This is a genomic window from Janthinobacterium sp. JF4 (assembly GCF_059617925.1).
The window spans coordinates 54064-76192 of the sequence record NZ_JCAQAV010000019.1; the positions used below are offsets into that span (position 1 = coordinate 54064).

At 63.9% G+C, this 22129-nt stretch carries 20 protein-coding genes; 7 read left to right on the forward strand and 13 right to left on the reverse strand.

The window, feature by feature from the left end:
- Positions 1–348: 348 nt before the first annotated feature.
- From AC54AF_RS15700 to ppc, 9 genes are all read right to left on the reverse strand, one after another.
- Positions 349–510, reverse strand: coding sequence for a hypothetical protein (locus AC54AF_RS15700; RefSeq protein WP_496637285.1), 162 nt, complete (start codon positions 508–510; stop codon positions 349–351).
- A 16-nt stretch (positions 511–526) separates the two neighbouring features.
- Complete coding sequence (locus AC54AF_RS15705) at positions 527–895, reverse strand: hypothetical protein (RefSeq protein WP_496637286.1); 369 nt, start codon at positions 893–895, stop codon at positions 527–529.
- Between the two features lie 74 nt (positions 896–969).
- Positions 970–3429: a TonB-dependent siderophore receptor gene (locus AC54AF_RS15710; RefSeq protein WP_496637287.1), complete on the reverse strand. Its 2460-nt coding sequence runs from the start codon at positions 3427–3429 to the stop codon at positions 970–972.
- A 178-nt stretch (positions 3430–3607) separates the two neighbouring features.
- Positions 3608–4585 carry a FecR domain-containing protein gene (locus AC54AF_RS15715; RefSeq protein ID WP_496637288.1) on the reverse strand — a complete coding sequence of 326 codons (978 nt, stop codon included), beginning with the start codon at positions 4583–4585 and terminating at the stop codon, positions 3608–3610.
- The gene (locus AC54AF_RS15720; protein WP_496637289.1) at positions 4582–5088 is read right to left on the reverse strand and encodes a sigma-70 family RNA polymerase sigma factor; all 507 of its coding nucleotides are present in this window, start codon (positions 5086–5088) and stop codon (positions 4582–4584) included. Before AC54AF_RS15720 ends, AC54AF_RS15715 begins: the two co-directional genes overlap by 4 nt.
- 148 nt (positions 5089–5236) lie before the next feature.
- Positions 5237–5455, reverse strand: coding sequence for a hypothetical protein (locus AC54AF_RS15725; RefSeq protein ID WP_496637290.1), 219 nt, complete (start codon positions 5453–5455; stop codon positions 5237–5239).
- 121 nt (positions 5456–5576) lie between these two features.
- Positions 5577–7037 (reverse strand): pyruvate kinase, encoded by a 1461-nt coding sequence (gene pyk / locus AC54AF_RS15730; RefSeq protein WP_083287864.1) that lies wholly within the window; start codon positions 7035–7037, stop codon positions 5577–5579.
- 87 nt (positions 7038–7124) lie between these two features.
- Complete coding sequence (gene gap, locus AC54AF_RS15735) at positions 7125–8135, reverse strand: type I glyceraldehyde-3-phosphate dehydrogenase (protein ID WP_496637291.1); 1011 nt, start codon at positions 8133–8135, stop codon at positions 7125–7127.
- Between the two features lie 165 nt (positions 8136–8300).
- A complete protein-coding gene (ppc, locus tag AC54AF_RS15740) occupies positions 8301–11054 on the reverse strand; it encodes a phosphoenolpyruvate carboxylase (protein ID WP_496637292.1) in 2754 nt (917 codons plus the stop codon).
- Between the two features lie 480 nt (positions 11055–11534).
- Here ppc and AC54AF_RS15745 point away from each other — a divergent pair, with 480 nt between their 5' ends.
- Positions 11535–11990, forward strand: coding sequence for an RrF2 family transcriptional regulator (locus tag AC54AF_RS15745; RefSeq protein ID WP_496637293.1), 456 nt, complete (start codon positions 11535–11537; stop codon positions 11988–11990).
- 66 nt (positions 11991–12056) lie between these two features.
- Here the strand turns inward: AC54AF_RS15745 and AC54AF_RS15750 are convergent, their stop codons facing one another.
- From AC54AF_RS15750 to AC54AF_RS15765, 4 genes are all read right to left on the reverse strand, one after another.
- Positions 12057–13739, reverse strand: a complete 1683-nt coding sequence (locus AC54AF_RS15750) for a cation acetate symporter (RefSeq protein ID WP_496637294.1) — start codon at positions 13737–13739, stop codon at positions 12057–12059.
- Positions 13736–14044 (reverse strand): DUF485 domain-containing protein, encoded by a 309-nt coding sequence (locus AC54AF_RS15755; protein WP_131689725.1) that lies wholly within the window; start codon positions 14042–14044, stop codon positions 13736–13738. The genes AC54AF_RS15750 and AC54AF_RS15755 overlap by 4 nt, the downstream gene beginning before the upstream one ends.
- Before the next feature lie 127 nt (positions 14045–14171).
- On the reverse strand, positions 14172–15353 hold the full coding sequence (gene hmpA, locus AC54AF_RS15760; RefSeq protein ID WP_496637295.1) for an NO-inducible flavohemoprotein: 1182 nt from the start codon (positions 15351–15353) through the stop codon (positions 14172–14174).
- 33 nt (positions 15354–15386) lie between these two features.
- On the reverse strand, positions 15387–15800 hold the full coding sequence (locus tag AC54AF_RS15765; protein ID WP_131689727.1) for a hemerythrin domain-containing protein: 414 nt from the start codon (positions 15798–15800) through the stop codon (positions 15387–15389).
- A 227-nt stretch (positions 15801–16027) separates the two neighbouring features.
- Here AC54AF_RS15765 and AC54AF_RS15770 point away from each other — a divergent pair, with 227 nt between their 5' ends.
- The 6 genes from AC54AF_RS15770 to AC54AF_RS15795 are packed head-to-tail and all read left to right on the forward strand — an operon-like array spanning position 16028 to position 22127.
- The gene (locus AC54AF_RS15770) at positions 16028–16906 is read left to right on the forward strand and encodes an STAS domain-containing protein (RefSeq protein WP_496637296.1); all 879 of its coding nucleotides are present in this window, start codon (positions 16028–16030) and stop codon (positions 16904–16906) included.
- 7 nt (positions 16907–16913) lie between these two features.
- Complete coding sequence (locus tag AC54AF_RS15775; RefSeq protein WP_496637297.1) at positions 16914–17276, forward strand: STAS domain-containing protein; 363 nt, start codon at positions 16914–16916, stop codon at positions 17274–17276.
- A 10-nt stretch (positions 17277–17286) separates the two neighbouring features.
- Positions 17287–17724: an ATP-binding protein gene (locus AC54AF_RS15780; RefSeq protein WP_496637298.1), complete on the forward strand. Its 438-nt coding sequence runs from the start codon at positions 17287–17289 to the stop codon at positions 17722–17724.
- Complete coding sequence (locus tag AC54AF_RS15785) at positions 17721–18806, forward strand: ATP-binding SpoIIE family protein phosphatase (RefSeq protein WP_496637299.1); 1086 nt, start codon at positions 17721–17723, stop codon at positions 18804–18806. Before AC54AF_RS15780 ends, AC54AF_RS15785 begins: the two co-directional genes overlap by 4 nt.
- A complete protein-coding gene (locus AC54AF_RS15790) occupies positions 18803–20626 on the forward strand; it encodes an ATP-binding protein (protein ID WP_496637300.1) in 1824 nt (607 codons plus the stop codon). The genes AC54AF_RS15785 and AC54AF_RS15790 overlap by 4 nt, the downstream gene beginning before the upstream one ends.
- Complete coding sequence (locus AC54AF_RS15795) at positions 20613–22127, forward strand: ATP-binding response regulator (protein WP_496637301.1); 1515 nt, start codon at positions 20613–20615, stop codon at positions 22125–22127. The genes AC54AF_RS15790 and AC54AF_RS15795 overlap by 14 nt, the downstream gene beginning before the upstream one ends.
- The last annotated feature ends 2 nt before the right edge of the window (positions 22128–22129 follow it).

The following is a 22129-nucleotide window of genomic DNA, read 5'->3' on the forward strand; positions in this document are numbered from 1 at the left end:
GTCGTGAACTCAATAGAGTGAAACGTGACGTCGCAAAACATGACGGCGCACCGCGCGCGCCGGCGCCACGCTTTTTACTAAAGCGGCAACACAGCGGAAATGACAACGGTAGCAGTCGACCAGGGCAAGGCTCGGTCATCACGCCCGCGCCTGCCGCGCGGGGGAAAAGTGCTTTTTACAGAGAGAAAAAAGCGGAATGCGTACGAACTCTGGCGCGGATGTCTGGCCGCCAGCGTGACGATGATTTTTTAAAGAGCCATGAGTATAGTTGCTTTGCGAACATATTCATAGGACTTCAGCAATACAGTTATCAAAAGAAAAATATTCCGCGGCCACGGCGCCACAGGCTCAGGAAAGCAGTCGCTCGGCCATCATCTCGCCATCGCCGTCGAGTCCTGTTTCGACGAAACCGGCGTGCGCGCATTGCGCTGCGTGCAGCGGCAGCTTGATGACGGCCGCGGCGTTGGCCGCGCACACGGGACGCAGGGTCAAGGCAGCGCTGACGACCATTCTCTTTTCGATCCGCTCAAGCATTCTGCGCCAGCATGCCGCGGAACCATGCCAGTTGCTCGCGCGTCAGGTAATTGGCGCCATCGCCATGCAGGAGGACGATCTCGATCTCGGGCGGAATCGAGGCGAGCAATTGCGCGCCCGTGACGGGGATCTTGGGAAAGTTGATCCCGGCCAGGAAGGCGGTATCTTCCGCCACCGTCACGCACTGGCGCTCGGGGTTCGGAGACGGCACGAGGAACAGGTCGATCTGCTCGCTCTGCCCGCCGATGACGACGTGCAATTGCGCGGCCAGCAGTTCGGGCAGGATCAGCTCGATGTTATTCTCGGCGCGCGATAGCTGGAAAGCGCTTTTCAGGGGCGTAAGGACAGGTGTGGCGGACATGGGAACAGTCAGAAATGGGAACGGCGGCAGTGTAGCAGAGGCGCCCGGACGGGCGCGCTCCGCTGGCGCCACGGCTACAGCTTGTAGTTCAAGGACAGCAGCACGCTGCGCGGCGCGCCGTAGCGTTCCAGCCCGCCCGACCAGGAATAGCCGAGTCCCTGGTAGTAGCGGCGGTCGAGCACGTTATCGATATTCACGCGCAGCTGCAACTGCTCGCTGATCCGGTAGCCGGCCGTCAGCCCGGCGATGGCGTAAGCGCCCTGCCGCGTATCGAAGCCCGTTTCGCGGCGGTATATCTTGTCCTGCGCGTAGACAGAGGCGCCCAGGTTCCATTGCGCCAGGCTGCCACTCAGCTGCACATTCGTGTACAGCTTGAACAATTGCTTCGGCTCATCGGTGGCGATGCGCTGGCCGATGTTGGCGGCCACGCTATCCTTTGTGTACTTGGCCAGCACATAGGTATAGCCGCCCGCGATCTGCCAGCCCGGCAATGGCGAGCCCGATACTTGCAAGTCGACGCCTTCGCTCTGCACCTGCCCGGCCGCGCGGGCGCAGTAGATGGCGCCGCCCGTGGGGCAATTGACTTCATCGGCCATGGCACGGTTGTTTTGCCGGATGCGGAACAAGGCACCGCTGGCATTGAGCCTGCCGCCGAAATACTCGCCCTTGACGCCCGCTTCCAGGTTGGTGCCGCTCAACGGCGGCAAGGTATTGCCGCGCACATCGAGCTCGCTTTGCGGTTGAAAAATCTGCGTGCCGCTCGCATACACGGAGTGATGCGGGTCCAGGTCGTAGACCAGACCCGCGTACGGCGTAAACTTCGCGTTTTCCGTCAGGCTGCGGCGCCAGGCCGGGTTGGTGGCATACCAGCCCGTGACATCCTGCGCATACCAGCCGAAACGCCCGCCCAGCACCAGGCGCAGCGGATCGGCCAGGCTGAAGTTGCCTGCCGCATACAGGCCCTTCTCGTCCGTCTTGCGGCCCCAGTTGTACGGCTCGAACGCCGTGCCGCGCATCGGGTAGGCACGGGGATTCCAGTGGCCGATATCGATCACGCGCGTCCCGGCGCCTTCCCAGCTCTGGGCCGCGTCCGAATCGTCATGGCGGTAGCTGGCGCCGACGATGACGTCATGCTGGCGTCCGAACCAGGTGACGGAACCGCTCAAGCGCCAGTCGGCCACCACTTGTTGCGTGTTGTACTTCCAGCCCGTTTCCGACTGCTCCAGCAGAAACGTTGCGCCAGCGATGCGGCTGTTGGTGGTATTGCGCGTGCTCGACCCGGCATCGATGTGCGTGATGGCGAAGCGGCTGCGCCAGCCCTTGTCCAGCTTGGTTTCCAGGTCGGCGAAGACGACGTTGTTGTCGCGTTTCTGGAAAGAATCGGCATTATTCAGGAAAGTCGAGCGGGGCAAGTCCATGTGGCGCCCGCCGGGCAAGGTCGGCAAGCCGACGAAGACGCCATCGGTGCGGCTGTGCTGGCGCGAAAAACCGATGCCGGCCGTGGTCGACGGTGTCAGGTCCGCTTCGACGATCGCATACACGGTGCCGTTCCTGTTGTTGACCACGTCGACGAAACTGTCGCTGTCGCGCAGACTGGCCGCCACGCGCCCGCGCACGCTGCCCGAGGCGTTCAGGGCATTGCTGGCGTCCACCGTCCATTGCCGGTCCTGCCAGCTGCCCACGTGGGCGGACGCGTTCAGCAGGGGCGTGGCCGTGGGGCGCTTGCGTATCATGTTGATGCTGCCCGATGGCGCGCCCGCCCCTTCCATCAGGCCCGTGGCGCCGCGCACCACTTCCACGCGGTCGTACATCAGCATGTCGGCGGAAACGTTGCGCTCATTGAAACCCGTCACATCGAGCGGCAAGCCATCGACGTTGACGTGGCTCAAGGCGAAGCCGCGGGCGAAATACGTGGTTTCCTGGTCGGACACGCCCTGCGTCTTGCCATACAGGCCGGGCGTGGCGCGCGCCACGTCCTGCAAGGTGGTCAGGTTGAAATCTTCCAATTGCTGGCGCGAAATCACGCTGACCGTTTGCGGCGTGTGGCGCTGCGACAAGTTCAGCCCCGTGGCCGTCGACATAGCGCGCGACGTATACAGTCCCGTACCTTCCGTGGCGCGGTCCGCCTCGGCGCTGACGACCACGGCCGGCATGCTGGCCAGGCCGCCATCGGCCGTGCTGGTAGCGATCTTGCGCAGCAGGTAATTGCCGTTGCCGTTTTCAAGCACGTCGAGGCCGCTGCCCTGCAGCAGTTGCTGCAGGCCGGCGGAAACGCCATGGCGCCCTTGCAAGCCCGGCGTCGCCAGGCCGTCGAGCGCCACGCCCTGCGTGGACAGGTTGATCCCGGCGGCGATGGCAAACGTGGACAGCGCATCGCGCAGGCTGCCGGCGGGGATATGATAGTCGCGCAGGCTGGCGGCCGGGCTGGACTCGGCGGCCAGCGCTGCCTGCGGCAAACCGGCGCCGGCCACGCCCACGGCGAGAAGCAGGACCAGCGCGGCGCGCACTGCGCCGGTGGTGGGATGGAGCGTCATGCGTGCTGTAATCAAGCTGGGGTGCTGCAAAGCCATGTAAAGCCCTTTCGATGGTTCGGATTGTTCGTTCTCTACCTTGTATGACGAAGCAAGCCGAAAAAAGGGACAGGCAAAAAGTAAATTGGAGCATGTCGGCTTACGCCCTGCGGGCTAAGCCGACCTACCATACCCGACAATCTCAAGCCGCCTCGACACTGATCCAGTAGCGCGTGCGGCGCGCCAGCCGGATCGGCAAGGCGCGCTGCAGCAAGAGCAGGATGTTGTCCGGGTCATTCAGCTGGAAGATGCCGTCCACGGGCATGGCCGCCAGCGCCGGGTCGCAGCGCAGCACGCCGTGGCGGTAGCGCGCCACCTGTTGCAGCACCTCGCCCAGGGGCATACGTTCGGCGATCAGCACGCCCCGCAGCCACGCGTCCGCATGCGGCGCCAGCGGCGACAAGGGGGACACGGCGAGATCATCGAAACTGCCCTGCCGGCCCGCATCGACCGTGCGCAAGGCGCCGGGAGCCTGCGCCGGCTGGATCTCGACGGCGCCCTCGCTGACGCTCACCTCGGTGCGCGGCGCCAGCACGCCGCCATCCTGGCGCACGCTGAAGTGCGTGCCCAGTGCGCGCACGGCGCCATTGCTGCTGCGCACGAGGAACGGACGCGTTGGCACGGCCCCGTCGTGCGCCGTGGCAATGTGGATTTCCCCCGCGTGCAGCACCACGAGCCGCGCCGCGTCGTCAAAGCGCACGTCGATGGCCGTGTCCGTATTGAGCACCAGTTGCGTACCGTCGGGTAATATGATGTGGCGGATTTCGCCCCTGGCCGTGCGGATGGCGGCGCGCCACGCTTGCCAGGGCGCCGACTGGCTGGCCAGCCACAGCGCCGGCCCGGCCGTGATCAATCCGGCCAGGCCGTACAGCACGGCACGCCGCTGCGGCGATTTTGGCGCCCCGTCCGCTGCCTGGCGCAGCGCGGGCGGCACGCTGGCCAGGGTGCTGCACACCAGCTCGGCACGCTGCCAGGCCGTTTCGTGCGCGAGGTCGCTGGCGCGCCAGGCCAGGAAGGCTTGCTGCTCATCGGCAGTCAAGGCGCCCCCGTGCAGGCGCACCAGCCATTGCGCCGCCGCGCGGGCGGCCCGGGGATCGATGGCAGCCGTGTTCGCGCTCACAGGATCAGCAGGATGCAGCGTTCAAACGCCTGCACCATGTAGCGCTTGATGCTGCGCTCGCTCACGCACAGGCGCCGGGCGATTTCCCCATAAGCGAGGCCGTCCACATGCGCCAGCAGGAAGGCGCTGCGCACCAGCGGCGGCAAGCCGTCGAGCATGGCATCGATGCGCTGCAAGGCTTCGCGCACCAGCAAACGCTCTTCCGGCGACTGCATCAGCAATTCAGGCTGCTGGGCCAGGGTTTCCAGCCAGGCCTGCTCCAGCGACAGGCGCCGGTAATGGTCGATCAGCAGGCGCTGCGCCACGGTCGTCAGGTAGGCGCGCGGCTCGTGCAAGGTTTGCCGGCCTTCCGGCGGCGCCGTCAGCAGGCGCACGAAGGTATCCTGCGCCAGATCGGCCGCATGGTCGGCGCACTGCAGCTTGGCGCGCAGCCAGCGCATCAGCCAGCCGTGGTGGCTGCTGTAGATGCCGGCGATCGACTCGCTGGACTGCGCAATGTTCACTAGGGACTCCGATGCGCTCAAGGCAAGGCGCGACTAATTGATAATAATTCTCATTATCACAAATCATTGCCTCCGACGTCAATGCCGGCGCCTGCCTACGCGCGGAAACTGTTGTTTCAGGCGAGGTGGCATGCCTGTCGCGCGCGCCTCATGAGGCCAGCGTGCGCTTTCCTGGCCTTGCGGCCAGCACGAAGGGAATGGCAAACGGCCCCAGAAACACCACCAGGATGGCCCGGACGGCAGTGGTTTTCAAGGAGCGCCGTTTGGCAATGAAGAGGCAAGCGAAGGCCGACAGCGACCAGATCAGGGCAGGCAGGTATGCAGTCATCATGAACTCCGGATGCGCCTGGGAAGGCAGGAAATGCATGCTGACACGGAAAGGAGGTCACCGCAACGGCAGATTGGGCATCTGCCGTTGCGGTGGGAGGCCAAGCACCCCGCTTTCAGTCGTTCTTAAGGCTTCAGGCGGCTGTTGGCCACTGATACGGTCAGTGCTGGCCGATCTTCATGATTTTCAGCGCATTCGTGCCGCCCACCTTGCCCATCGGCTCGCCCCAGGTCAGCACGACGGTGTCGCCCTTGGTGACGACTTTATGTTCCACCAGCAAATCTTCCGCCTGTTGCAAGACCTTGTCGCGGTCGGTGCCGGACGTCAATTCCAGGGTGCTGACGTTGCGGTACAGGGCCAGCTTGCGGCGCGTGCCCACACTCGGCGTCAGCGCGACGATGGGGATGTCGATGTTGCAACGGCTCATCCACAGGGCCGTAGAGCCCGACTCCGTCAGGGTGGCAATGGCTTTCACGCGCAAGTGATGGGCCGTAAACAGGGCGCCGTAGGCGATCGACTGGTCGATGCGCGAGAACGTGGCGTTGAGGAAATCGGCGTCCAGCTTGCAGGTATCCCACTTTTCCGCGTCCAGGCAGATGGCGGCCATCGCTTCCACCGTTTCGATCGGATAGCGGCCCGAGGCCGTTTCCGCCGACGTCATGACGGCGTCCGTGCCGTCCAGCACGGCATTGGCCACGTCGGACACTTCCGCGCGGGTCGGCACGGCGTTGACGATCATCGATTCCATCATCTGCGTGGCCGTGATCGCCAGTTTATTTGACGCGCGCGCCATCTTGATCATGCGCTTTTGCAGGGCCGGCACGGCCGCATTGCCCACCTCGACCGCCAGGTCGCCGCGCGCCACCATGATGCCGTCGGATGCGTCGAGAATTTCTTGCAGGGCGGGAATGGCTTCCGCACGCTCGATCTTGGCGATCATCATCGGCTTGTGGTCCCACGCTTCACCGGCGATGTTGGCCAACTGGCGCGCCATGACCATGTCGGTGGCGTTTTTCGGGAACGACACGGCCACGTAATCGGCCTGGAAGCTCATCGCCGTCTTCACGTCTTCCATGTCTTTCGCCGTCAGCGCTGGCGCGGACAGGCCGCCGCCCTGGCGGTTGATGCCCTTGTTGTTCGACAACTCGCCGCCAATCTTGACGGTGGTATGGATTTCGCTGCCGACGACCTTATCGACCGTCAACACGATGAGACCGTCGTTCAGCAGCAGCACGTCGGCCGTGCGCAAGTCGCGCGGCAATTCCTTGTAGTCGAGGCCGCAACGCTCGATGTTACCCAGCTCGCCGTTTTCGCCCCATTTCGCGTCGAGGATGAACTTGGCGCCGTTTTCCAGGAAAATCTTGCCTTCTTCAAACTTGCCAACGCGAATCTTCGGGCCTTGCAAGTCGGCCATGATGGCCACTTCGCGGCCGCACAGGGCAGCTGCTTCGCGCACCATGCGGGCGCGGTCGATATGGTCTTGCGCCTTGCCATGCGAAAAGTTCAGGCGCACGACGTCGACGCCGGCCTTGAACATGCGGACGAGGGTATCGATATCGTTCGATGCGGGGCCGATGGTGGAAACGATCTTGGTGGCGCGTTGCTGTACTTGCATGGTCATGGTGTGCTGCTTTCTATAATGAGTTGCTACAAGGGCCAGCCTTGTGGGCCGGCCGTCCTGGTGCGCTGGATCAGCGGTACTACGTTCTTACTTGGCCGCCATCAGGGCAACCGTGGTGTCCAACATGCGGTTCGAAAAGCCCCACTCGTTGTCATACCACGACGACACTTTCACGAGGCGGCCCGAGACCTTGGTCAGGGTCGCATCGAAGTTCGACGAGGCGGGGTTGTGGTTGAAATCGATGGAAACGAGCGGCTCCGTCTGGTACGTCAGAATGCCCTTCAAGGCGCCTTCCGACGCCGTTTTCAGCAAGGCATTGACTTCCTCGACGCTGGTGTCGCGCCTGGCGATGAAGGACAGGTCGACCAAGGAGACGTTGATCGTCGGCACGCGGATGGCAAAGCCGTCCAGCTTGCCATTCAGTTCCGGCAAGACCAGGCCGACAGCGGCCGCCGCGCCCGTCTTGGTGGGGATCATCGAATGCGTGGCCGAGCGGGCCCGGCGCAAGTCTTCATGCATCACGTCGGACAAGACCTGGTCGTTCGTGTAGGCGTGCACCGTGGTCATCAGGCCCGATTCGATGCCGATGGCGTCGTTCAGCGGTTTCACCAGTGGCGCCAGGCAATTCGTCGTGCACGAGGCGTTGGAAATGACCGTATCCGAGGCTTTCAGCACGTGCTGGTTGACGCCGAACACGATGGTGGCGTCCACGTCCTTGCCGCCCGGCGCGGAAATGATGACTTTCTTTGCTCCCCCCTTCAGGTGGGCCGAGGCTTTTTCCTTGGTCGTGAAGAAACCCGTGCATTCGAGCACGACGTCGACACCGAGTTCGCCCCAGGGAATCAGGGCCGGATCGCGCTGCGCGAAGACGCGGATGCGGTCGCCATTGACGAGCATATTGTCGCCGTCGATGGTAACGACGCCGGGAAACTTGCCGTGCACCGTGTCGTAGCGCGTCAAATGCGCATTCGACTTGGCGTCGCCCAGGTCGTTGATGGCGACGATCTCGATATCCTGCTGCTTGCCGCCTTCATAAAACGCGCGCAAGACATTGCGGCCGATGCGGCCATAGCCATTGATGGCAACTTTGATGGTCATGCTGTCTCCTTGATATTATTTAAATGATTCACCTGACACTTACAGCACCGAACAAAACCGTAGCGAGCGGAAGGGAGTTGTGGCTGAGAAGCGGAACTGTGCTTGAGCACAGTGAGCATCGCAGGCCGCAAATCACGACGCGCAGTAGGTTTGGTTCGGTGCCATCTAACCGCTGTTGCGCAAACCTGCCGCAATGCCATTGATCGACAAATGTATCCCCGTGCGCGCCGCCGTATCCTGTTTACCCTCGCGGAAACGTTTCAACAACTCCACCTGCACGTGATTGAGCGGGTCGATGTAGGGGAAACGGTTGCGTATCGAGCGCTGCATCAGCGGGTTGGCTTGCTGCAACTCTTCCTGGCCCGTGATCAGTTTCAAGGCGTCCAGGGTGGCCGCGTATTCGGCGCGGATGCGCGTAAAGATGGCCTCGCGCAAGGCCTTGTCCTTGACCAGTTCCGCATACTTGCCGGCGATGGCGATGTCGCTCTTGGCCAGCACCATATCCATGTTCGACAGCAGGGACGTGAAGAAGGGCCAATCCGTGTACATGCCGCGCAGCACGTCCGCGCCGTCCACCGGATGGGCGGCCAGGTAGGTTTGCACGGCGGAACCAAAGCCGAACCAGCCCGGCAGCATCAAGCGGCATTGCGCCCAGCTCAAGACCCAGGGAATGGCGCGCAAATCCTCGATGGACGTGGATTTCTTGCGCGAGGCGGGACGGCTGCCGATGTTCAGGGCTGCAATTTCCGCGATCACCGTCGATTCCCAGAAATATTGCTCGAAGCCGTCCGTGCCGTAGACGAGGTCGCGGTAGGCGTTCAGGGCCGTGCCGGACAGCTCTTCCATCGCGGCCAGGTGGCCCGCGCCGGCCGAGGCCTTCGGCTGCAACTGTGCCTGCGGCAGCAGGGTCGACTGGATGGTGGCGGCCACCAGCACTTCCAGGTTGCGGCGCCCCACTTCCGGGTTCGCATACTTGGCCGTGATGACTTCGCCCTGCTCCGTCAAACGGATCTGCCCTTGGACGGCGCCGGCCGGCTGGGCCAGGATGGCTTCATAGCTGGGTCCGCCGCCACGGCCCACGGAACCGCCGCGGCCGTGGAACAGGCGCAGCTTGATCTGGTATTCCTTGAAGACCGTCACAAGCTCGATCTCGGCCTTGTAGAGTTCCCAGCCGGAAGTGAGGAAGCCGCCATCCTTGTTGCTGTCCGAGTAACCGAGCATGACTTCCTGCTGGTCCGCGCGCGACGCCAGCAAGCCCCGGTAGAACGGCAAGCCAAACGCGCGCGCCATGATGGCGGGGCCGGCGCGCAAGTCGTCGATGGTCTCGAACAGGGGAATGATGTTGACGTCCACTTCGCGGCTGTCCTGGCGCAGCAAGCCCACTTCTTTCAGCAGCAAGGCCACTTCCAGCAAGTCCGAGACGCTGGCCGCCTTCGAGATGATGCAGTTCGGCACCGATTCGCGGCCATACTTGACGTGGGCCTCGCGCACGGCACGGAAGATGTCGAGTTCGGACGTCGTTACGTCCGAGTATTGCGCATACGGCGACGTCAGCAGGCGTGGCGACTCCAGCTCGGCCAGCAACACGGCGATGCGCTGCTCTTCATCGAGCTCCAGGTAGACGAGGCCCGGCTGGGCGCCGGCGAACAGTTCGCCCACGACACGCTCATGCACGTCGGAATTCTGGCGCAAGTCCAGCGGCGCCAGCGAAAAGCCGAAGACCTTGACGGCGCGGCGCAGCTGGCGCAGCCGGCCACGCGCCAGCGCGCGCAAGCCATTGCTGACGAGCGAATGCTGGACCACGTCCAGGTCGGCCAGCAGCTCAGCTGCCGCGGCATACGGCTGCACGCAGTCGGCCTGCTTGCCCTTTCCAGAAAGCACCACGCGCGTGGCCTCCAGGCGCGCATGGATGCCGTGCAAGGCGCGGCGGTACGGTTCGTCGACGCGGTGCGGCGAGGCATCGGCCGAGCGTTCGGCCAGCGCGCGCAGCGGCTCGCTGCAGGCATTGAGTACTTGCGCCAAGGACAGTTGCGAAGCGAGCTTGCGCAATTCGCCGAGGTAAAAGTCGAGCACCTTGTCGGCCTGCGTCTGCAGGGTGCTGCGCAGGATGTCGGCCGTGACGAACGGATTGCCATCGCGGTCGCCACCTATCCAGCTGCCCACCTTCATGAAATTGGGCAATTCCGCATCTTCCCAGCGGGCATCGCGCTGGGCCAGCATGGTTTCCAGCGACGAATACAGTTTCGGCAATTCGCGCAAGATCGTGTGGTCATAGAACGACAGGCCGTTGGCCACTTCATCCATGACGGACAGCTTGCTCGTGCGCAGCAGACGCGTCTGCCACAGGGTGACGATGCCGCGGCCCAGCGCTTCTTCGTTCTGTTCCGCCTCTTCCGGCGTCATTTGCACGCGATCGCGCTCGCTCAACAGGCGCGCGATGGCCATCTGGCAATTCTGGATGCTCTTGCGCTGCACTTCCGTCGGGTGCGCCGTGAAGACGGGGCTGACGAAGGCATCGTCGAAGAAGGTTTCCAGCGCATCGGCCTTGCCGGCGTCAAACACGTTGCCGACGGCATGGCTGAGACTACCCTGGCGCGGCGGCGAACCGGCGATCAGATGAGCGCGCGTGCGGCGGATGTGATGTTGGTCTTCCGCAATATTGGCCAGCAGCGAGAAATAGCTGAAGGCACGCGTCAATTGCGTGGTTTCTTCCTGCGACAGCGCTTGCAGCGCGTCCGACAGTTGCGCGCGCGCCGCTTCATCATTGTCGCGGCGGAAACGGATGGCCAGCTGGCGCACATGCTCGATGCGCTCGAAGGCGGGATCGCCCAGGTGGTTGCGGATGGCGTCGCCCAGCAGACGGCCCAGCTGGCGGATATCGCTGCTCAGCAGCTCGTCTTTCACTTCATTCATTTGCATGGTATTCATTTCCTGGGGCGGCCACGGCGGCACCGCACAGATTGCGTAGTACGCGCTTCCCGGCCCGGGAAACGCCCATCGTCAAATTTGTAGTAAATTTACCTTATTGCTTCACCATCCTCTTGATTTCCATCAATAAAAATCTTAACCAAAGGGCCGACAAGGGCTTGCGAGCTGTTTGCCAGGGCAACAATATGAAAATTTACTACGCATTTAAGCGAAAGGCAATCAACTTTTGTCTTTCGAGGCTGAAAAGTGACGGCGCAAGTCACATGGCGGTGGCGATGGCCAGGCACTCTCCTGTATGCTGGCGGCTTGAAACAAGGATGTAATCCACATCTTTACAACACACCTGACAAACCGTAGCGAGCGGATGTGAGTTGTGGCCGAGAAGCGGAGCTGTGCGGATGCACAGTGAGCATCGGAGGCCGCAAATCGCGACGCGCAGTAGGTTTGTCGGGTGTTTTACTCTCTTCTCCCATGCGACTGACTGCCTACACTGACTACACCTTGCGCACCCTGATGTACCTGGGTGTGCACCGCGACCGCCTCGTGACCATCCAGGACATCGCCGACCTGCATGCGATTTCAAAGAATCACCTGATGAAGGTGGTGCACCAGCTGGGCCTGTCCGGCATCGTGGAAACGGTGCGTGGAAGGAATGGCGGCCTGCGCCTGGCGCGCGACCCGGCCGAGATCAATATCGGCACCGTGGTGCGCGAAACGGAAAACGATTTCTTCATGGCGGAATGTTTTAACAAGGAAAACAATACCTGCCCGCTGACGCCCGATTGCCTGCTGAAGACCAAGCTGGGCCAGGCCACGGCCGCTTTCCTCGCCGTGCTCGACACGGTGACCCTGGCATCGATACTCGACGCGACGCCGGGCGCGCCTGCGCTGGCGGCGGGCGTGATTCCCCTGCGCGTGGCAAAGTAAGCGCGCAGCAAAAACAACAATGCCCGGCGAACCGGGCATTGTTTCCTGCATTAACTATCTACAACATCAATGCGCGCTGGCGCCTGCCGCGCCGATGCCCGTCTCCGAACGCATTTGCTGCGCTTCGTAGCCGGCGCGGTCGATGCGCGCGCGCGGGCTCTTGTCGAGCACCGAGAACAGCCAGATGCCGACGAAGCCTGCCGTCATCGAGAACAGCGCCGGCGAGGCATACGGGAACAGCGCTTCGCCATGGCCCAGCACGTCGACCCACACGGACTTCGACACCACCGTCAGCGCGACGGCCGTGGTCAAGCCCAGGAAGCCGCCGATGGTGGCGCCCCGCGTGGTGCAATCCTTCCACAGCACCGACATGAACAGCACGGGGAAGTTGGCCGAGGCGGCAATCGCGAAGGCCAGCGAGACCATGAAGGCGATGTTCTGCTTCTCGAAGGCGATGCCCAGCACCACGGCGATAATGCCCAGCACGATCGTCGTCACACGCGACACTTTCAATTCGTTGGCGCCCGTGGCCTTGCCCTTCTTGATAACGGTGGCATACAGATCGTGCGACACGGCCGATGCGCCCGACAGGGTCAAGCCCGCCACGACGGCCAGGATGGTGGCAAACGCGACCGCCGACATGAAGCCGAGGAACACGTTGCCGCCCACGGCCTTGGCCAGGTGCACGGCCGCCATGTTGTTACCGCCCAGCAGCTTGCCGGCAGCATCCTTGAAGTCGGGATTGGTGCTCACCAGTACGATGGCGCCAAAGCCGATGATGAAAGTCAGGATGTAGAAGTAGGCGATCCAGGTGGTGGCCCAGAACACGGATTTGCGCGCTTCCTTGGCGCTTGGCACCGTGAAGAAGCGCATCAGGATGTGCGGCAAACCAGCCGTGCCGAACATCAGCGCCATGCCGAACGAAATGGCCGAGATCGGGTCCTTGATGAAGGAACCTGGGCCCATGATCGCTTCCTTGGTCGCGTGCACGTCCACCGACTTGGCGAACAGCGCTTCAGGGCTGAAGTTGAATTGCGCCAGCACGGCCACGGCCATGAAGGTGGCGCCGCCCAGCAGCATCACGGCCTTGATGATCTGCACCCAGGTGGTGGCCGTCATGCCGCCAAACAGCACGTAGATCATCATCAATGTACCGACCAGGACGACGGCGATCCAGTATTCCAGACCGAACAGCAGCTTGATCAACTGGCCCGCGCCCACCATCTGCGCGATCAGGTAGAAGGCCACGACGACGAGGGTGCCGGAAGCGGAGAAAATGCGGATCGGCGCCTGCTTGAAGCGGTAGGCGGCCACGTCGGCAAACGTGTAGCGGCCCAGGTTACGCAGGCGCTCGGCCATCAGGAAGGTGATGATGGGCCAGCCGACGAGGAAGCCGATGGCGTAGATCAGGCCATCGTAGCCGTTCAGGAACACGGCGGCGGAAATACCGAGGAAGGAGGCGGCCGACATATAGTCGCCAGCAATCGCAAGGCCATTCTGGAAGCCCGTGATGCCACCGCCGGCCGTGTAGAAATCGGAGGCCGACTTGGTCTTCGCGGCCGCCCACTTGGTGATGAACAAGGTAAAAATGACGAAGGCGGCGAACATGATGATCGCCGTCCAATTGGTCGGTTGCTTGACTGCCTGGCCCAGGTCGGCGCCGGCCGCGAACGCGGCATTGCTCGCTCCCAGCAACGCCAGGGCGCTCAGGCAAGACGCGCCACGCAGCGCATGCTTGGCGGCGCTCATGCTTGCACCCGTGCCTGAATGGCGCTGGTCAGGTCGTCGAATTGCTTGTTGGCGCGGCGCACATAAATGCCGGTGATCAGCACGGTAAACACGATGACGAACAGGCCGATCGGCATGCCCCAGGTCATGACGCCGGCGCCCGTTTTCGTGGCCAGAAATTCCTTGTTGAAGGCGATGAGCAGGATGTAGCCGTAGTACACCAGCATCATCAGGCCCGTCAGCGCCCAGCCGAAGCGCGAGCGCACCTTGACCAGCCGATGATAGCTGGGGTCTCCCTTGATTTTTTGAACCAGATCGTCATGCATTGTGTTGCCTCCTGTTATGTAAAAGCGTGCTCTTTTGTGCGAGCTTGGATCCACAGTACAGCGCGAGGCTTACCCGCCCCTTACGGCAGCAGTTTTTTCTCGCGGGGGCAACACAAGGCAGAAAAAATCAGTTCAAGGCGGCAGCCGGTCCGAAGAACTCATGGTGCGTCTGCTGTTCCGGCACGCCCAGCTCGCGCAAGTATTGCTTGACGGCCCGCATGAATGGCTGCGGTCCCAGGAAGTAGGCGTCGACGTCGCGCGAAACCGGCAGCCAGTGACCGAGCTGCTCTTTATTGAGCAAGCCGACGGCGTCCGGCGCATCCTGTTCGCCGCCATGTTCCGCGTAGCAGTAATAACGCTGCAGCTGCGGATGCTGCGCGGCCAGTGCGTCGATCTGCGCGCGGAACGCATGCACGCCCTGGTTGCGCGCCGCGTGGATGAAATGCACGGCACGCTTGCCGCGCAGGGCCGCCGTCAGCATGGCCAGCGTGGGCGTGATGCCCACGCCGCCGCTGATCAACACCAGCGGCTTGTCGCTGTCCGTCAGCACGAAGTCGCCCGATGGCGGCGTCAGCTGCACGGTGTCGCCCGCCTGCACGTGGTCGTGGAAGAAATTCGACACCTTGCCGCCCTCTTCGCGCTTGACGCTGATGCGGTAAGTCTGGCCATTGCTGGCGGCGGACAAGGAATACTGGCGGCGCATGGGCACGCCATCGACGCTGGCCAGCACGCCGATATATTGACCGGGCGCAAAGTCGAGCACGGGCTGGCCATCGGCGGGCGCCATCAGGAACGAGGTGATCTCCGCGCTTTCCACCGTCTTGCTGCGCACCAGAAAATCGCGCGCGCCGCTCCAGCCGCCCGGCGCGGCGGCCTGCGCCTTGTAGATGCGCCCTTCTTCGCCGGCCAGGATGTCGGCCAGCTGGCCGTAGGCCGCGCCCCAGGCATCGATGACGGCGTCGCTGGCGACTTCTTCACCCAGCACTTCGCGGATGGCTTGCAGCAGGCTGGCGCCCACCAGCGGATAGTGTTCGGCGCGGATCTGCAGGGCCACGTGCTTGTTGACGATGGTGGCCACCAGGTCGCCCAGCGCCTCCAGTTTATCGATATGCTTGGCATACATCAGCACGCCATTGGCCAGCGCGCGCTGCTGGTCGCCGCTGTGCTGGTGCGCCTGGTTAAAGTACGGCAGCACTTCGGGATGGTCGCGGAACAGATTCTTGTAAAAGTGGCGCGTCAGCGCTTCACCGCCCTGCTCGAGGATGGGGACGGTGGCCGTGATGATGGCGCGTTGTTCTTGGGTCAGCATGTGGAACTCCTGTGCATATATGGGTAAGCGGTTTCAGGCCAGTGATTCAATGGCCGGATAAAGATCGTGATCCTCGCGCCGCATGCGCTGGAACAGCGCGTGCAGCACGGTATTGGCTTCGCTGCGGAAGGCTTCCGGTTCGGCTTCCAGGCGCACGGGCGTGTTCCAGCGGCCGGCGAAATCCAGGTAGGCGCCGGCGATGCCGTGCATCTCGTTTTCGTACTGGCGTCCCAGCTGGGCCACCCGGGAAACACCGGACGCTTGCGCGGCCGGATACAGGTAGCGCTGCTCGACGGCCAGGTGCAGCTTGATCAAGCCGCTCATGGCGACGATCTGTTCGGCAATGGCTTGCGCCTGTGCGGCGACGCCGCCGCGCGCCAGCTGGCGCAAGTCATCGATGGCGGCCAGGATGGTCAGGTGCTGCTGTTTGAATTTGTCGATATTCATGGCGTGTTTCTCTTGTTGAGTGCTGCCAGTGTAGCGGAATTCACATAAACATGCAAATTACATGCATCTTTAAATGCATAGGTGTTTCCTGAGGAAATCTGGAACGACATGCGCCACTATGTGCGGCACAGAACACAGGCTACGGACACGCTTGCCTATAATTTATTCATCACAGCGCGAGCCCGTTTGCGGCCGCGCCGCACCCTCCACTCCAGCCAAGGATGAGCATGAAAAACAAGTCGGGCACGGGCCAGGCGCAGCAACTGGCCAGCATCATCAGCGAACATCACACGCAACTGCTGGACGGCTGGATGGCCGGCCTGATCGCACGCCTGGTGCGGCGCGACAAGATCGCGGAAAACGAGCTGCGCCAGCAGGCAGCGCAATTGCTGCCGCTGCTGGCGGGCGCGCTGGACAGCGGCGACGCGTTCGACATCGAAGGCGGCGCCTGGGACGATACGCGCCAGCTGCTGGCGGAAATATCGCAATCGCGCGTGCGCCAGGGCTATTCGCCGATCGACACGGCCAGCTTCATGTTCGCGTTGAAGGAACCGCTGTTCACCTACCTGCGCCAGCAAATCACGGCGCAGCCGCAGGAGCTGGGCGACGCCATCGTCGGCACCAGCAAATTGTTCGACGAGCTGGGCCTGCTGACCATCGCCATCTACCAGAAGGCGCGCGAACAGGTGATACTGCGCCAGCAGCAGGAATTGCTGGAACTGTCCACGCCCGTGGTGCAGCTGTGGCAAAACGTGCTGGCCCTGCCCCTGATCGGCACCCTCGACAGCGCCCGCACGCAGGTGGTGATGGAAAGCCTGCTGCAAAAGATCGTCGACACGGGCGCGCTGATCGCCATCATCGACATCACGGGCGTGCCCACGGTCGACACGCTGGTGGCGCAGCACCTGCTGAAAACCATCGCCGCCGCGCGCCTGATGGGCGCCGACTGCATCATCAGCGGCATCCGCCCACAGATCGCGCAAACCATCGTGCACCTGGGCGTGAACCTGGAAGACGTCATGACCAAGGCCACCCTGGCCGACGCCTTCGTCGTGGCCCTGAAACGCACGGGTTCCAGCATCACCTTCCAGCAGCAACAACACTGAGGCGCCTATGGAGAGAATCCCCATTTTACGCATGGGCCGGCTGCTGCTGGTGACGATCCAGGTGGACATGCATGACCGCCTGGCGATGGCACTGCAGGACGACCTGACCACGCGCATCGTGACGGACCAGGCGACGGGCGTGCTGATCGACATTTCCGCGCTCGATATCGTCGACTCCTTCATCGGCCGCATGATCAGCAACACGGCGGCGATGGCGAAAATCCTCGACGCGCGCACCGTGGTCGTCGGCATGCAGCCGGCCGTCGCCATCACCCTGGTGGAACTGGGCCTGACCCTGGAAGGCGTGAGCACGGCGCTCAACGTGGAGCTGGGCATCAAGCTGCTGGAACGGGGCGGCGCATGCGCTTGACGGGGGCGCCGTGCTAGGCGCGCAGGCACAGGCGCGGGCGCAGGCCGCGGTGCAGCAGATCCTGCCCCTGCACAGCGAGGAAGACGTCGTGCGGCTGCGCAAGCAGGTGCGCGACAGCATGGTCGCCATGGGCTTTGGCCTGATCGAACAGACCAAGATCATCACGGCGGCCAGCGAACTGGCGCGCAACACCCTGCGCTACGGCGGCGGCGGCGAAGCGCGCATCGCGCGCGTCAGCGATGGCGCGCGCCAGGGCCTGGAACTGCGCTTTGTCGACGCAGGACCGGGCATCGACGATATTGCCCTGGCGCTGACCGATGGCTATACCAGCGGCGGCGGACTGGGACTGGGGCTGGGCGGCGCCAAGCGCCTGGCCGACGCATTTCACATCGACACGGCGCCCGGCGCGGGCACCACCGTCACCATCGCGAAATGGAAGCTGTTTTGAACCACCAGGAACCGCAGCCTGACATTCTCAGGCAAAGAACTTTTCCCATCGGCGAACCGAGCGAGATTGCCGCGGCCCGCCGCGCCGGCAACGAACTGGCGCGCCGCATCGGCTTCGACGACGTGCGCACGGGCCAGCTGGCCATCATCATCAGCGAAGCGGCCACCAACATCGTCAAGCACGCGCAGCGCGGCGAAATCCTGCTGCGCAAGGTGCTGCGCGGCGGCATGGCCGGCATCGAAGTGCTGGCCATCGACAGCGGCCCGGGCATGGCGAATGTGCGCCAGTACATGCAGGATGGCCATTCCACCGCGGGCACCTACGGCGTGGGCCTGGGCGCGATACGCCGATTGAGCCAGGAATTCGACCTGTACACGGCGCCCGGCAAGGGCACGGTGCTGATGATGGTGGCCTGGGGCCCGGACGCCAGCAGCGCCATCCCGGCCCGTCCGAACTGGCAGATCGGCGCCGTGTGCCTGCCGCTGGCCTCGGAACAGGTGTGCGGCGACGCCTGGAACGTCGTGTGCGAAGGCCATGAACTGAGTCTGATGGTGGCCGATGGACTGGGCCACGGCCCGCTGGCGGCGCGCGCCTCGGAATGCGCCAGCGCCCTGCTGGAGCACGACACGCCCGGCTTGCCGCCCCTGCCCGCCCCCTTCATCGCACTGGCCCACGGCGCCCTGCGCGCCACGCGCGGCGCGGCCCTGGCGGTGGCGCATATCGACAGCGCCTCCCGCCAGTTGCGCTATGCGGGCGTGGGCAACATCGCCGCCTGCGCCTTCGACGCGCAGCAGCGCCGGCATCTGCTGTCGCATAACGGCATCGTCGGCAGCAATCTGCGCAAGGTGCAGGAATTCTGCTATCCATGGCAGCCGGGGACGACCTTGATCATGCATAGCGACGGCCTGCACACGCGCTGGGACCTGGAACGCTATCCGGGCCTGGCGCACTGCCACCCGAGCCTCGTCGCCGCCGTGCTGTACCGCGATTTTGCGCGCGGGCGCGACGACGTCACGGTGGTGGTCCTGCGCGAACACGAGGAACAGCAGGCCGCCACCGCGGAAAGGAGCGAAACAGCATGACACAACGCATATTGACGGCCCATATCGGCAGCGAACTCGATGTGGTGGGGGCGCGCCAGCGCGCGCGGCAGATCGCCGCCCTGTGCGGCTTCGGCGTGCAGGACCAGGTGCGCATCGCCACGGCCGTGTCGGAACTGGCGCGCAACGTCTACAACTACGCCGGCAGCGGCAAGGTGCATTTCGCCATCGATGGCCAGACGGCGCCGCAGGTGCTCAGCATCCGCATCGAGGACCAGGGCCCCGGCATCGAGCAGCTCGACCAGATACTGGCCGGCAGCTACCGCTCGCCGACGGGCATGGGCCTGGGCATCCTGGGCGCGCAGCGCCTGATGGACCGCTGCCACATCCGCAGCGCGCCTGGCGATGGCACGCAAATCACGCTGCACAAGCTGTTTGCGCGCGACGCGCGCCTGCTCGACGGAGCCATGATCGGTGCGCTGTCCGGCAGCCTGCAGGCGCTGCCGCCGGACATCACGCTGTCCGAAGTGCTGCAGCAGAACCGCGAACTGCTCGCCACCCTGGCCGAACTGAAAACGCGCCAGGACGATTTATTGCAGCTGACGCGCGAACTGGAAGACACCAACCGGGGCGTGGTGGCGCTGTTCGCGGAACTCGATGAAAAGGCCGACCACCTGCGCCGCGCCGACCAGATGAAGTCGCGCTTCCTGTCGAACATGAGCCATGAATTCCGCACGCCGCTCAGCTCCATCCGCGCCCTGTCCAAGCTGCTGCTCGAGCGCATCGACGGCGAGCTGTCGGAGGAACAGGAAAAGCAGGTGCTGTTCATCCTGCAAAGCGCCGTCAGCCTGAGCGACCTGGTGAACGACCTGCTGGACCTGGCCAAGATCGAGGCGGGCAAGGTCGACGTGCATGCCAACAGTTTTCAAGTGGCCGACCTGTTCAGCGCCCTGCGCGGCATGCTGCGCCCGCTGCTGGTGTCCGACTCGCTCACGCTCACCTTCATCGCCCCCGATCCGGCGCTGCAGATCCATACGGATGAAGGCAAGCTGTCGCAAATCCTGCGCAACTTCATCTCCAACGCCCTCAAGTTCACGGAAGCGGGCGCCATCATCGTCTGCGCCACCCCATTGCCGGAGCAGGATGCAATCCGCTTTTCCGTCTGCGACACGGGCCTGGGCATCGCCGCCGAAGACGTGCAGTTGATCTTCGAGGAATTCAGCCAGGTGGAAAACCACATGCAGCGCAAGGTCAAGGGCACGGGCCTGGGCCTGCCCCTGTGCCGCAACCTGGCCACGCTGCTCAATGGCACGGTGAGCGTGGAAAGCACGCCGGGCCACGGCTCGCTGTTTTCCGTCGTCCTGCCCGCCAGCTACCATGCGCCCGAAGGCAGCCTGCCGCCCTGCGCGCCGGCCAACGACAATGGCAACGACCAGCGCATACCGGTACTGGTGGTGGAAGACAATCCGCCCGTGCGCCTGCTGTATGAAAAATTCCTGGCCGGCAGCGAATTTCGCGTGGTTCCCGCGCGCAGCGTGCGCGAAGCGCAGGAGCGCTGGGAACAGCAGCGCCCCGCCGCCGTCATCCTCGACATCGTGCTGCACGGCGAAACGGCTTGGCACTGGCTGGCCGAGCTGAAAAACGACCCGCTGCGGCGCCAGGTGCCCGTCATCGTCGCCACCGAGATCGACGACGTGCGCAAGGGCCTGGCACTGGGCGCCGACGCCTACTACGTCAAGCCGCTGCCGCGCCAGCAATTGCTGGCCACCCTGCGCGCGCTGATCGGCCATCCACACCACCGGCAAGAGCCGGTTCCGCCGCAAGGCACAACCACCTGGGACAATGCGCATGCTACCGGATAACAACAGCGATGCTCTGATCCTCAACGTCGATGACAGCGACGGCGCACGCTACGCCAAGTCGCGCATCCTCAAACGCGCCGGCTTCAAGGTCATCGAAGCGTCGAACGGGGGCGACGCGCTGCTGCGCGCCCGCCAGGACCGCCCGAACCTGATCCTGCTCGACGTCAAGCTGCCCGACATCAACGGCCTGGAAGTATGCCGCCAATTGAAGGGCGGCGCCGAGACGAACACCATCCTGGTGCTGCAGACGTCGGCGTCGTGCATCGGCACGGCCGACAAGATCCGCGCCCTCGATGGCGGCGCCGACAATTACCTGGTCGAGCCGATCGAGGCCGATGAACTGATCGCCAACGTCAAGGCGCTGCTGCGCCTGGGACGGGTCGAGCGCGCGCTGCGCGACGTGGACCGACGCAAGGATGAATTCCTGGCCACGCTCGCGCACGAATTGCGCAACCCGCTGGGCCCCATCCGCACGGCGCTGGCCCTGCTGTGCAAGCTCGACCCCGTCGTGCCGGCCGTGCAGGACAATGCGCGCCGCACCATCGGCCGCCATACGGACCACCTGGTACGGCTGGTGGACGACCTGCTCGACGTATCGCGCATTTCACAGGGAAAAATCTCGCTGCAATGGGAAAGCGTGAGCCTGGCCAGCGTCATCCGCAGCGCGCTGGAAACGAGTTCGCACAGCGTCGAAGCGCGCGGCCATACACTGGACGTGCACCTGCCCCAGGAAGAACTGTGGGTCTGCGGCGACGCCGTGCGCCTGTCGCAGATCGTCGCCAACCTGCTGCTCAACGCGGCCAAGTTCACGGCGCCGGGCGGGCGCATCGCCATTTCCGCCGTGCGCGAAGGCGATAACGTGCGCATACGCCTCTGCGACAACGGCATCGGCATCGCCGCCGCCAGCATCGACAGCATCTTCGGCCTGTTCGAGCAAAGCGGCCACTCGCCCGACCGGGTGCAGGACGGCCTGGGCATCGGCCTGTCGCTGGTGCGCAATCTGGTGACCTTGCACGGCGGCCAGGTCGGCGTCCACAGCCCCGGCGTGGGACTGGGCAGCACCTTCGAAGTCACCCTGCCGCTCGACGCCAACGTGCCGCCGCCGGCCGCGCCAGCGCCGCAGGCGGCCACCGGCGGCAGCCAGCGCATCCTCGTCGTCGACGACAATTGCGATGCGGCCGATACCCTGGCCGAATTGCTCGAAATGTACGGCCACACGGTGCGCACGGCCTACACGGGGGCGCAAGCGACCGAGCGCACGCTGGAATTCAAGCCCGACATCGTCTTTCTCGACATCGGCCTGCCCGACATGAGCGGCTACGACGTGGCCGGCAAGCTGCGCCAGTTGCCGATCCCGCAGCAATTCCTGCTCATCGCACTGACCGGCTATGGCCAGGAACACGACCGCCAGGCGGCGATGCAAGCAGGCTTCAACGAGCACTTCGCCAAGCCCGTCGATTTCGCCAAGCTGGCCATGCTGGGACTGCATATCGCACCATGAGC

Bases quoted from the DNA above. Each gene is read 5' to 3' on its own strand.
- AC54AF_RS15700 (WP_496637285.1), bottom strand. From the start codon at position 510: ATGGTCGTCAGCGCTGCCTTGACCCTGCGTCCCGTGTGCGCGGCCAAC.
- AC54AF_RS15775 (WP_496637297.1), top strand. From the start codon at position 16,914: ATGGAGAGAATCCCCATTTTACGCATGGGCCGGCTGCTGCTGGTGACG.
- AC54AF_RS15725 (WP_496637290.1), bottom strand. From the start codon at position 5,455: ATGCATTTCCTGCCTTCCCAGGCGCATCCGGAGTTCATGATGACTGCA.
- hmpA (WP_496637295.1), bottom strand. From the start codon at position 15,353: ATGCTGACCCAAGAACAACGCGCCATCATCACGGCCACCGTCCCCATC.
- ppc (WP_496637292.1), bottom strand. From the start codon at position 11,054: ATGCAAATGAATGAAGTGAAAGACGAGCTGCTGAGCAGCGATATCCGC.
- AC54AF_RS15750 (WP_496637294.1), bottom strand. From the start codon at position 13,739: ATGAGCGCCGCCAAGCATGCGCTGCGTGGCGCGTCTTGCCTGAGCGCC.
- AC54AF_RS15710 (WP_496637287.1), bottom strand. From the start codon at position 3,429: ATGACGCTCCATCCCACCACCGGCGCAGTGCGCGCCGCGCTGGTCCTG.
- AC54AF_RS15705 (WP_496637286.1), bottom strand. From the start codon at position 895: ATGTCCGCCACACCTGTCCTTACGCCCCTGAAAAGCGCTTTCCAGCTA.
- AC54AF_RS15790 (WP_496637300.1), top strand. From the start codon at position 18,803: ATGACACAACGCATATTGACGGCCCATATCGGCAGCGAACTCGATGTG.
- AC54AF_RS15755 (WP_131689725.1), bottom strand. From the start codon at position 14,044: ATGCATGACGATCTGGTTCAAAAAATCAAGGGAGACCCCAGCTATCAT.
- AC54AF_RS15795 (WP_496637301.1), top strand. From the start codon at position 20,613: ATGCTACCGGATAACAACAGCGATGCTCTGATCCTCAACGTCGATGAC.
- AC54AF_RS15745 (WP_496637293.1), top strand. From the start codon at position 11,535: ATGCGACTGACTGCCTACACTGACTACACCTTGCGCACCCTGATGTAC.
- pyk (WP_083287864.1), bottom strand. From the start codon at position 7,037: ATGACCATGCAAGTACAGCAACGCGCCACCAAGATCGTTTCCACCATC.
- gap (WP_496637291.1), bottom strand. From the start codon at position 8,135: ATGACCATCAAAGTTGCCATCAATGGCTATGGCCGCATCGGCCGCAAT.
- AC54AF_RS15765 (WP_131689727.1), bottom strand. From the start codon at position 15,800: ATGAATATCGACAAATTCAAACAGCAGCACCTGACCATCCTGGCCGCC.
- AC54AF_RS15770 (WP_496637296.1), top strand. From the start codon at position 16,028: ATGAAAAACAAGTCGGGCACGGGCCAGGCGCAGCAACTGGCCAGCATC.